Annotated in this window: 10 protein-coding genes; 9 read left to right on the forward strand and 1 reads right to left on the reverse strand. The window is 69.0% G+C overall.

Going from position 1 to position 10,410, the window contains the following annotated elements; genetic code table 11:
- Positions 1 to 44 precede the first annotated feature (44 nt).
- From urtB to ABZ664_RS01435, 6 genes are all read left to right on the forward strand, one after another.
- Complete coding sequence (gene urtB, locus ABZ664_RS01410) at positions 45 to 911, forward strand: urea ABC transporter permease subunit UrtB (protein ID WP_362501504.1); 867 nt, start codon at positions 45 to 47, stop codon at positions 909 to 911.
- Entirely contained in the window at positions 908 to 2,014 is a 1,107-nt protein-coding gene (gene urtC / locus ABZ664_RS01415) for an urea ABC transporter permease subunit UrtC (RefSeq protein WP_362501506.1), read from the forward strand. The genes urtB and urtC overlap by 4 nt, the downstream gene beginning before the upstream one ends.
- A 5-nt stretch (positions 2,015 to 2,019) precedes the next feature.
- On the forward strand, positions 2,020 to 2,769 hold the full coding sequence (gene urtD, locus ABZ664_RS01420) for an urea ABC transporter ATP-binding protein UrtD (RefSeq protein WP_362502219.1): 750 nt from the start codon (positions 2,020 to 2,022) through the stop codon (positions 2,767 to 2,769).
- A complete protein-coding gene (gene urtE / locus ABZ664_RS01425; protein ID WP_350944538.1) occupies positions 2,747 to 3,436 on the forward strand; it encodes an urea ABC transporter ATP-binding subunit UrtE in 690 nt (229 codons plus the stop codon). The genes urtD and urtE overlap by 23 nt, the downstream gene beginning before the upstream one ends.
- A 127-nt stretch (positions 3,437 to 3,563) precedes the next feature.
- Entirely contained in the window at positions 3,564 to 5,105 is a 1,542-nt protein-coding gene (locus ABZ664_RS01430; RefSeq protein WP_362501508.1) for a transporter substrate-binding domain-containing protein, read from the forward strand.
- Positions 5,102 to 6,244, forward strand: coding sequence for a hypothetical protein (locus ABZ664_RS01435; RefSeq protein ID WP_362501510.1), 1,143 nt, complete (start codon positions 5,102 to 5,104; stop codon positions 6,242 to 6,244). The genes ABZ664_RS01430 and ABZ664_RS01435 overlap by 4 nt, the downstream gene beginning before the upstream one ends.
- Positions 6,245 to 6,341: 97 nt before the next feature.
- Here ABZ664_RS01435 and ABZ664_RS01440 read toward each other — a convergent pair whose 3' ends face one another.
- Positions 6,342 to 6,587, reverse strand: a complete 246-nt coding sequence (locus ABZ664_RS01440) for a DUF2630 family protein (RefSeq protein WP_362501512.1) — start codon at positions 6,585 to 6,587, stop codon at positions 6,342 to 6,344.
- 321 nt (positions 6,588 to 6,908) lie between these two features.
- On the opposite strand from ABZ664_RS01440, the gene leuA reads away from it, so the two are divergent.
- The 3 genes from leuA to ABZ664_RS01455 all read left to right on the forward strand — a co-directional run bounded on the left by leuA (position 6,909) and on the right by ABZ664_RS01455 (position 10,386).
- Positions 6,909 to 8,621, forward strand: coding sequence for a 2-isopropylmalate synthase (gene leuA, locus ABZ664_RS01445; RefSeq protein WP_362501514.1), 1,713 nt, complete (start codon positions 6,909 to 6,911; stop codon positions 8,619 to 8,621).
- Positions 8,622 to 9,088: 467 nt separating this feature from the next.
- Positions 9,089 to 9,703 carry an SSI family serine proteinase inhibitor gene (locus ABZ664_RS01450; protein ID WP_362501516.1) on the forward strand — a complete coding sequence of 205 codons (615 nt, stop codon included), beginning with the start codon at positions 9,089 to 9,091 and terminating at the stop codon, positions 9,701 to 9,703.
- Positions 9,704 to 9,999: 296 nt separating this feature from the next.
- Positions 10,000 to 10,386 (forward strand): TraR/DksA C4-type zinc finger protein, encoded by a 387-nt coding sequence (locus ABZ664_RS01455; RefSeq protein ID WP_362501518.1) that lies wholly within the window; start codon positions 10,000 to 10,002, stop codon positions 10,384 to 10,386.
- Positions 10,387 to 10,410: the final 24 nt, after the last annotated feature.

Below are 10,410 nucleotides of genomic sequence, written 5' to 3' on the forward strand. Positions count from 1 at the left end.
GCACGGCCCGCTCCGGAGCCAGACACTCCTAGGAAGGGGATTCGGTGGAGGCCTTCCTCAACCAGCTCCCGATCGGCCTGTCCATCGGCGCGGTACTGCTCCTCATCGCCCTCGGCCTGACGTTCACGTTCGGCCAGATGGGCGTGATCAACATGGCCCACGGCGAGTTCATCATGGCGGGCGCGTACACCGCCTACCTGCTCCAGGACCTCACCGGCCGGATGGCCGTGATCGTCGCCCTGCCCGTCGCCTTCCTGGTCGCCGGGCTGATGGGGCTCATCCTCGAACGGACCGCGATCCGTCACTTCTACGGCCGCCCGCTCGACACCCTGCTGCTCACCTGGGGCGTGAGCCTCGTGCTGCAGCAGCTCGCCCGCGACCTGTTCGGGGCGCCCAACGTGCAGGTGCAGGCACCCACCTGGCTGCAGGGCGGCATCGCGTCCCTGCCCTACAACCGGCTGTTCATCTTCGCCCTCGCCCTCGCCACCGTCGTCGGCATCTGGGCCTACATGAACCGCACCGGCCAGGGGCGGCGGATGCAGGCGGTGATGCAGAACCGGCAGCTGGCCGCGGTCAGCGGCATCAACACCGCCCACGTGGACCAGCGCACCTTCTTCATCGGCTCCGGCCTGGCCGGGGTCGCCGGGGTGGCCCTCACCCTCATCGGCCCCGTCGGACCCGCCCTCGGCACCTACTACATCGTCGACGCCTTCCTCGTGGTCGTCGCCGGAGGCCTCGGCCAGCTGCGCGGCGCCGTCATCGCCGCCGCCGGCCTCGGCCTGCTCAACTCCTACGCCGAGTTCTGGAGCGACGCCAGCCTGGCGAAGGTGATCGTGTTCGCCGCGATCATCGCCTTCCTCCAGTTCCGGCCCCAGGGCCTGTTCGTACTCCGATCGAGGGCTTTGACATGAATCTCGAACGTCTCAGGGGGCCCGGGGTCTTCGCGGTGGTGGCCGTGCTCGCCCTCGTGGTCGCGCCGCTCCTGCTGGAGCCCTTCCGTCTCGGCCTGCTGGCAAAGTATCTCTGCTTCGCGATCATCGCCCTGGGTATCGGCCTGGCCTGGGGGCAGGGCGGCATGCTCACCCTGGGCCAGGGCGTGTTCTTCGGGCTCGGCGGCTACGCCATGGCGATGCACCTGAAACTGGTGGACGCCCAGGGCGACCTGCCCGACTTCATGGTGTGGAGCGGGGTCGAGCAGCTGCCCGCCCTGTGGAAACCGTTCGCGAACCCGGTGTTCGCGCTCGCCATGGTCGTCGTCGGGCCGATGGTGATCGCCACGGTGCTCGGCCTGCTGGTGTTCAGGCAGCGGGTGCGCGGTGCCTACTTCGCGATCCTCACCCAGGCGCTCGCCGCCGCGTTCGTCATCCTGCTCGTCGGTCAGCAGGGCCTGACCGGTGGCACCAACGGCCTGACCAACTTCTACGACCTGTTCGGCCAGGACCTGGCGGCCGACTCCACCCAGCGCGGGCTGTACTTCGCGGTCGCGATCGTCACGGGACTGCTCTATCTCGGTGCCCGCCAGCTGGTCAAAAGCCGCTTCGGACGGTTGCTCGTCGCGATCAGGGACGGCGAGGACCGCGTCAGGTTCCTCGGCTACGACCCCGCCAGGATCAAGACCGTCACCTTCGCGCTCTCAGCGGGCATGGCCGGGCTCGCGGGGGCCCTGTTCGTGCCCGTGGTCGGCATCATCTCGCCTGCCCTGCTGGGTGTGGTCCCCTCCCTGGAACTCGTCGTCGCGGTCGCGGTGGGCGGCAGGTTCGCGCTGGCAGGGGCGATCCTCGGCGCGGTCGTGATGGGGTACGCCAAGACGTCCTTCAGCGAGCAGTTCGCCGACGGCTGGCTCTACCTGCAGGGCGCGCTGTTCATCCTCGTCATGACCCTGGCCCCCAAGGGGATCCTCGGCGTGGCGGCGTCGGCGCGCGACGCCTGGGCTCGCAGGTCGAGGCGTCGTACGGACCCCGAACCGCCGCCCGCGGACGCCCCCGGGGTGAGAGTCATGGAGGAGGTCGGATGAGCCCGATGATCGAGGTGCGCGGGCTGTCGGTGGTCTTCGACGGCTTCCGCGCCATCGACGGCATCGACCTCACGGTCGAGAAGGGGGAGCTGCGCTTCCTGATCGGCCCCAACGGGGCGGGGAAGACCACGCTCATCGACGTCATCACCGGCCTCACCCGCCCGACCACCGGCGAGGTCGTCTTCGACGGGCAAAGCCTGGTCGGGCAGCGCGAACACAAGATCGTACGGCTCGGTGTCGGACGGACCTTCCAGACCTCGGTGGTCTTCGAGGAGCTCACCGTCCTGGAGAACCTCGACCTGGCCGCGTCCTTCCGCAGGCCGCTCTGGTCGCTGACCCGGCGCAGGCGGGGCATCTCGGACGCCGTCGCCGAGGCCCTGGAGACCACCGGCCTCAAGGAGCTGGCCGACCGGCCCGCGGGGGTGCTTTCCCACGGTCAGCGGCAGTGGCTGGAGATCGGCATGCTGCTCACCCAGAGTCCCAAGCTGCTCCTGCTGGACGAGCCGGTGGCCGGTATGTCCAAGGACGAGCGGGAGCGCACCGGCGAGCTCCTCACGTCCGTGGCGAACGACCACACGGTGATCGTGATCGAACATGACATGGAGTTCCTGCGCAGGTACGCCTCGCAGGTCACCGTCCTGCACGAGGGCAAGGTGCTGATCGAGGGGTCGGTCGACGAGGTTCGCGACGATCCGCGCGTGCAGGAGGTCTATATCGGAAGGAAGCGCAGCGATGCTGTCGGTACAGGAACTTGACGCCGGGTACGGCAGGGCCCGGGTGCTGTTCGGAGTCTCCCTGGAGGTGGAGCCGGGGCAGCTGATGTGCGTGATGGGCCGCAACGGGGTCGGCAAGACCACCCTGCTCAACACGGTGATGGGCGTGCTGCCCGCCACCGCGGGATCGGTCACCTTCGAGGGCCGCGACGTGACCCGCATGCCGCCGCACGAGCGGGTCCGGCTCGGCATGGCGTACGTCCCCCAGGGTCACGAGACGTTCCCGCAGCTCAGCGTGCTCGGCAACCTGCAGGTCACGCTGGAGGCCGCCAAGGGGCCGCAGGAGGCGCTGGAGGAGGCGCTGGAGACCTTCCCGCGTCTGAAGCCGCTGCTCAAGCGGCGCGCCGGATTCCTGTCCGGCGGGCAGCAGCAGCAGCTCGCCATCGCCCGCGCCCTGGTCACCCGTCCCAAGCTGCTCATCCTCGACGAGCCCACCGAGGGCATCCAGCCGTCGATCGTCATCGAGATCGAGGAGGCGATCGAGCGGCTGCACGCCACGGGACTGTCGGTTCTGCTGGTCGAGCAGTATCTGGATCTGGCGCTCCGCCTCGCCGACCGTTTCCTCATTCTCGACGCCGGGCACGTCGTCCACTCGGGGGCGGCCGAGGAACTGCGCGGGGAGGGAATTCACCGCCTTCTCGCCGTCTGATCCTCAGAAAATCCGAATCGGACTTCCAATATGAAGAAGGGCCCATTTGATCACTTCTTGATGAAGGGCCTCCCGCGGCGGGTGACGACGACATAATCTGCCCAGAAAAGCGGAGTCCGGGGGTGTCATGGCGAAGGAACCTGCGGACGGGGAGACGGGCCCGGAGGGGGCTCCCTCACCTCCCGAGAGGCAGGGCCGGTCTTCCCCGGGGGAGAGCGGCGGCCCGGCCACGGGCTCGGGGGAGACCGGCGGCCCGGCCGTCGGCGAGCGCGAGACGCCGCCCGGCTCGACGATCGGCGAGCCGGGCGCCGACGTCCCCGGCTCGCGAGGCGACGAGGGACGCGACCAGCGGGGCGATGACCGCTATGACCGTGACCGGCGGGGCGACGATCGGTATGAGCGTGACCGGCGGGGCGGTGCCCCTGATGACCGCGATGACCGTGACCGCTGGGACGATGACAGGTACGGACGTGACCGGCGCGACGGCGGACGATATGAGCGCGGCCGGAGGCCTGACGACCGGTATGCGCGTGACCGCTGGGACGATGACGGGTACGGACGCGAGCGGCGGTACGACGACCGCTACGATCGCGCTTCGCGATTCGAGGACGCGGACGTCAAGGGCCTCCAGTCCGGGCCGCCGATCGTCCCGGCCGGAGCGCCGGGGCCGCCCCGCAGGCGCCGTTTCCGCCGTTTCAGGCTGGCCGCCTGGATCGCGCTGGTCCTCGCCGCGGTCGTGGTCGGGGTGTCCATCGCGTGGGTGAGCGGGCCTCCCACCGAGGCCGAGCTGCGGGAGAAGGCTGGACTCCTCAACAAGGACAGGCTTCTGATCGGGGTGAAGGAGGACACCCCCGGCATCGCCCTGCGGGAGCCGGGCGGGACCGGTTTCACCGGCTTCGACATCGACATCGCCTACATGATCGCGGCGGATCTGGGGTTCCGGCCCGACCAGGTCGACTTCCTCGCCATCGAGACCGAGGACAGGGCGCGTATGCAGGCCCGCGACACGGACGGCACGTTCGTCAAGGTCGACCTCGTGGTGGCGACCTTCAGCGTGACGCCGGAACGCAAGGCCGACCCCTCCGTCGGTTTCTCCACGCCCTACCTCTACACCGAGCAGTCGGTGGTGACCAGGGCCGACTACCCCGACGACAACGTCGCCTCCCTGGGGCAGCTTGAGGGCAGGAAGGTCTGCTCACTCGGCACCTCGACCTCCCTGGCCGAGCTGAGGAAGGCGATCAAGGTCGACCCCATCGCCGAGCTCCTGATCAGCAAGTGCGTGGACCGTCTGGCGGACGGTGTGCCGAGCGACAGGGCGGCCGAGGCGGTGACGACCGACGCGGCCCTGCTGGCCGGGTTCGTCGCACAGCCGGAAAGGAAACTGCGCCACCACGACATCGCGCTGGAGAAGACGGAGATGTGGGCGGTCAACGCGGGTTCCAACGGCGCGCTGCGCACCCTGGTCGACCTCGCGCTCTACCGCTCCTACGCCGATCCGGGCAACAAGATGTGGGAGGAGGCGTACGAGAAGCACATCCGGCCGTTGCTGGCGGCCAACCCGGGGGTGGACGTGGCGCAGGCGCAGCAGCCGTGCGCGCTTCCCCCGGACGTACGCCGCTGGCCCTGGGAGCGGACCCTCCCCGTGCGGGATTGCCCCTCCGCGCCTTGAAGCCCAACGCGCGGTTGAGGGACGCGCCGAGGAACCAGGAGTGGTTCCTCACGCTGCTGCCGGTCTTCCCGATCGTCCTGCTGGTGATGCGGCTGTGGTACGCCAGCAGGCAGGACACCCAGACGCTGCTCCTGCTCGTGCAGACCATCAGCCCGCTGGGCCTGCTGAGCGCGGTCCTGCTGACCACGGTGTGGGTGCTGCCCGTCGTCGTGGTCGGGGGCAGGCTTCTCGGCACCCTCTACTGGATCAGCACCGGCCGCTTCTCGTGGTTGGTGCACAGCGCCCAGCGGCTGCCCGGCTGGGTCGTGGTCCTCGCCGTCGCGATGGGCGTGTGCACCTGGCAGCTGCGCTTCCTGCCGACGCTCGCGATGATGTCACTCGCCCTGCTCGGGCTGACCGTGCGCGAACGGTTCCCGGACCACGAGGAGCTGCGGACCACGTTCTGCTACGCGCTGCCGGTGATCGCCGCCGTGCTGTCGTACGTCATGCTGTGGCCGGCGATCGTCTCGGCGTTCACCGCGCGGGACGTGGCGACCGCGATCCTTCTCACGCTTCCCCCGGTGTTCGCGGCGCTGCTGACAGGTCCCGTGCCCGAGGCGCCGGCCAGGGTGCTGACCCACGGCATCGCGATCGGGATGGCGGTGTTCACGCCGTTCCTGGTCGGCGTGGTCGTGATGAGGGCGCCGATCCTCCCGTTGATCGCCATACAGATCAGCGTGGAGAGTCCGACCGCGAAGAGGCCCGCCGAGGTGGTCGTGGGCTACATGGTCGCCAGCGACGACCAGATGACCACCGTCCTCAAGCGTGACGGTGCCGTGGAGTTCATCCAGAACGACAGGCTGCAGTCCAAGGTGCTCTGCCCCGATCCCGGCGAGGTGCCCAGGACGTGGGTGAACCTGCACGGCTGGTACGTCGAACAGAGTGTGATCTCCTGGCTCGCCCCGGCCTCGCAGCGGACTTCGGCGGACTCGCGCTGTGAGGGCCGTCCGGAGAAGGCGACCGACCCGCTCCCGCCGTCCTCTGACCGGTCCCCGGATCCGTCCCCGGCTCCGTCTCCGAGTACGGAGAAGTCTCCGATACCCGCCAAGTCTCCGACTCCCGCCGAGTCCCCGTCCGTGACCGAGCCGCGCGCCGGGTGAGTGCGGCGGAGCGGCCGGAGCGGCGGGCGAGCGGGAGCGACGGGTCAGCTCGCGGGGTGGCCGACGCACTCCCTGTGACGGCTTCCGGGACGGACGGTCACTGACTGTAGCCTTCGACCTCGTCGATCGGGCGGGGGCCCGCCGAGTCGGGATCCTCGCCGAACTCGCGGAGCGCCCGGCGCTGCCTGAGCAGGTCCCAGGCCTGGTCGAGAGCCTCCTCCAACTGCATGATCCGGTTGTTCTCCTCGTGTGAGGAGATCGAGTGCGAGCCCAGTCTCGCCCGGAGCTCCCGCTCTTCGGCGATCAGCTCGTTGATGTGGGCGAGGATGTCGCCGTCCCTCATGGCCGTTCCCCCTGTCAGAGTACTTCTGGACTGTATCCGATCAGCGGATCGTCACACCGTGGGAATCGGGCGGCCTCTCGTGGCGACCGTCGCGGGCATGGCGGGCGGCGCCTCCCGCGCGGACGGGATCCGCGAAGATCCTTAAAGTCCCGCCATGTGAGACCGAGGCACGGGGATCCTGAGACGTCTGCTAACGTGCTAGGCATGCTGCGCGGTCTGCTTCTTAGCTGCCGCGACGAGGGCCTGTAGAGGCCGGCTCCCTCGTCGCGGAGCGAGCCATGCGCGTCGGCCACGATTGTTTTTCCAGTCGAGGAGCCTTGCATGTATCCGCAGCAGCAACCCAGTCCCATGCCCTTCACGCGCTACGAGTCCTTCGCGCCGATCCGGCTGGACGACCGCACCTGGCCCGGCAGGGTCATCGACCGCGCCCCCCGGTGGTGCGCCGTCGACCTGCGTGACGGCAACCAGGCACTGATCGATCCCATGGACTCCCACCGCAAGCTCAAGATGTTCGAGCTGCTGGTGAAGATGGGGTACAAGGAGATCGAGGTGGGCTTTCCCGCCGCCTCCCAGACCGACTTCGACTTCGTACGGCAGATCATCGAAGAGGACCTGATCCCCGACGACGTGGTGATCCAGGTCCTCACCCAGGCGAGGGCCGAGCTGATCGAGCGGACCTTCGAGTCGGTGCGCGGGGCCAAGCAGGCGATCATCCACCTGTACAACTCCACCTCCACCCTCCAGCGGCGGGTCGTCTTCGGCCAGGACCGCGAGGGCATCACCGCGATCGCGGTCGAGGGCGCCAAGCTCTGCAAGAAGCTCGCCACCCAGATGGACGACACGGAGATCTACTTCCAGTACTCCCCCGAGTCCTTCACCGGCACCGAGCTGGAGTACGCGGTGGAGGTCTGCGACGCCGTCAACGACGTCTGGCAGCCCACCCCCGACCGCAAGGTCATCATCAACCTGCCCGCCACCGTCGAGATGGCCACGCCCAACGTCTACGCCGACCAGATCGAGTGGATGCACCGCAATCTCGCCTACCGCGACTCGATCGTGCTGTCCCTGCACCCCCACAACGACCGCGGCACCGCCGTCGCCGCCGCCGAACTGGGCTACATGGCGGGGGCCGACCGGATCGAGGGCTGCCTGTTCGGCAACGGTGAGCGCACCGGCAACGTCTGCCTGGTCACGCTGGGCATGAACCTGTTCTCGCAGGGCGTCGACCCCGAGGTCGACATCTCCGACATCGATGAGATCCGCCGGGTCACCGAATACTGCACCCAGCTGCCCGTCCACCCGCGCCACCCGTGGGGCGGCGAGCTCGTCTACACCGCCTTCTCCGGCTCCCACCAGGACGCCATCAAGAAGGGCTTCGAGCACCTGGAGCGTGACGCGGCCGCCGCGGGCGTCCCGGTCGAGGAGTTCACCTGGGCGGTCCCGTACCTGCCGATCGACCCCAAGGACATCGGCCGCACCTACGAGGCGGTCATCCGGGTCAACAGCCAGTCCGGCAAGGGTGGCGTCGCCTACATCATGAAGGCCGACCACCACCTGGACCTGCCGCGCCGCCTGCAGATCGAGTTCTCCCGCGCGGTCCAGGCCCACACCGACACCGTCGGCGGCGAGGTGAACGCCACGCGGATGTGGGAGGTCTTCACCGACGAATACCTGCCCAACCCGGCCAGCCCGTGGGGCCGTCTGGGCCTGCTGGCCCACCGCACCACCTCCAGGGGCGACGGCAAGGACGCCATCAGCGCCGACCTGCGCCTCGACGGTGAGATCCGCGAGGTCGAGGGGGTCGGCAACGGTCCCATCTCCGCCTTCTGCGACGCCCTGGCGAGGGTCGGCGTCCAGGTGCGCGTCCTCGACTACGCCGAGCACGCCATGAGCGCGGGGACCGACGCCAAGGCCGCCTCCTACATCGAGTGCGAGATCGCCGGCCGGACACTGTGGGGTGTCGGCATCGACTCCAACACCACCACCGCCTCGCTCAAGGCCGTCATCTCCGCGGTCAACCGCGCCGGCCGCTAGCGAAGGACCGTACGGCACGATCTGCCGTAGGAGGTTCGACAGGCGCCCACAAGGCATCGACGTCGCTCACCCGACCGCGCCCACCGCGAAATCCGCCCGGGCGCGGTCGAGTCGTCTCCGCTCGCCTTCCGGTGCCGGAGACGCTCGTGACCTCAGGGGCGCAGGCGGTGCCGTGGCGTCCGTCGCATGGGCGGTGGCGGATGCCGCAGCCGCGACGACTGCCTCAAAACCGGCTTTTTTCATACAAATCCGTGCGACGGATGTGCTCGCGGGCCTTTGCCCTGAACAGCCCCGTCCGGAGGCGCCCCCGACCGGTGAATTTATGGCATTCCGGAGCGAGTCGCTGCGAGACATCCCCACGTTATCGACGTAGCCTCTTCGCAGCTCAGGGTACAACTTGCTCCCCTCGAATCAACCGAAAACGACTTATCGGTTACATGCGAAATTCGTATTCATCGGGGGAATCTATGCGATGTATTCTCGGCCTGGCCACCGCCGGGCTCGTCATCCTCAGCGGTACCGCCACCGCGGACACGCAGTCACCACCGAACCACATACCTGACCCGCCCGTGACCCAGTCGATCGCCGATCCGCTCCCGGTTCCGCCCAAGCCCGTTCCGATGCCGCCGCGGCCCGTCGCGACCCCGCCCGTTCCGATGCCGCCCTGGCCCACTTCGATCCCGCACCCGCCGTGGGGCCAGCCCATCCCGCCTCCGCCGATTCCGGTCCCGATGCCGCCCCGGCCGCCCATCGTGCCCCCGCCGTGGCCGACGGCCGGAGGCCCGTACGCCAAGCACCTCACGCTGACCGTCTCGCGGATAGGCAGGAAGCGGACTATTCGCCTCGGATGCGCGCCGCTCTACGGCATGCATCCCGAAGGAACCCAGGCATGCTCGCTGCTGCTCCGGGCGCAGGGCGACCCCGCCCGCATCAGGCTGCCGTGGAGAGCCTGCCCGCAGTACTACGACCCCATCGTCGTCTCCGCGACCGGTACCTGGAACGGCCGCTCCATCAGATACCAGCGGACCTTCAGCAACCAGTGTGAGTTGCGCACCGCGACAGGGCCGATCTTCTCCTTCTGACACCCGCCCCGTGGAACACGCCGCTCCGGGCACGGGGCGGCGTCCGGGACAGGCGACGGCCCGCTGATGGGTGCCGGAGAGGATCGGGCGTTCCCGCCATCGAACGGCGGCCCGATCATCGGTTCCCGTTCCCGTAAAAGGCTCCTACGGCGGCGAGGGTGCCCCCGCCGCCGTACGGGCCGTTCCCCCTCGCGCGCCCTGAACTGAGGGAAAGACACAGGTCAGTGGCCTCAAGAAACAGGCCGACGATGCTCACGGCCAGGAGCGGATCCGCGACAGAACGAGGTGAGACGGCGATGGGCGAGCGGCCTAGGAAAACCGTGCTGTCCTCCTCCCAGCGGGCGGCGATACGAGATCTGCTCGCCGAGGACCGCGAGAGGACGGTGGTCCAGATCGCGGCGCTGACACGTGACTGGGACGACCTCGTCGAGTCGTCGGCGCTGGTGAGCAACGACGACGAGCACGACCCCGAGGGGGCGACGATCGCCTTCGAACGGTCCCATCTCCAGGCCCTGCTCGACAGGGCACAAGCCCATCTCGACGATCTCGACGAGATGGCGGGGCGACTTCGGCAGGGCACCTACGGCGTGTGCGACGACTGCGGGCGCCCCATCGCCCTGGAGCGCCTGAAGGCACGCCCGATCGCCAGGACCTGCATCGAGTGCGCGGCCCGCGGCCGGTGAAGGCCCGCGGTGATATACCGACAT

Source organism: Streptosporangium sp. NPDC006930, assembly GCF_040635605.1.
Taxonomy (GTDB): Bacteria; Actinomycetota; Actinomycetes; order Streptosporangiales; family Streptosporangiaceae; genus Streptosporangium.

What these genes read in the sequence shown, in the direction of transcription:
- ABZ664_RS01430 (WP_362501508.1), top strand. Translation starts at nt 3,564, where the DNA reads ATGGCGAAGGAACCTGCGGACGGGGAGACGGGCCCGGAGGGGGCTCCC.
- ABZ664_RS01450 (WP_362501516.1), top strand. Translation starts at nt 9,089, where the DNA reads ATGCGATGTATTCTCGGCCTGGCCACCGCCGGGCTCGTCATCCTCAGC.
- urtD (WP_362502219.1), top strand. Translation starts at nt 2,020, where the DNA reads ATGATCGAGGTGCGCGGGCTGTCGGTGGTCTTCGACGGCTTCCGCGCC.
- ABZ664_RS01440 (WP_362501512.1), bottom strand. Translation starts at nt 6,587, where the DNA reads ATGAGGGACGGCGACATCCTCGCCCACATCAACGAGCTGATCGCCGAA.
- leuA (WP_362501514.1), top strand. Translation starts at nt 6,909, where the DNA reads ATGTATCCGCAGCAGCAACCCAGTCCCATGCCCTTCACGCGCTACGAG.
- ABZ664_RS01455 (WP_362501518.1), top strand. Translation starts at nt 10,000, where the DNA reads ATGGGCGAGCGGCCTAGGAAAACCGTGCTGTCCTCCTCCCAGCGGGCG.
- urtE (WP_350944538.1), top strand. Translation starts at nt 2,747, where the DNA reads ATGCTGTCGGTACAGGAACTTGACGCCGGGTACGGCAGGGCCCGGGTG.
- urtC (WP_362501506.1), top strand. Translation starts at nt 908, where the DNA reads ATGAATCTCGAACGTCTCAGGGGGCCCGGGGTCTTCGCGGTGGTGGCC.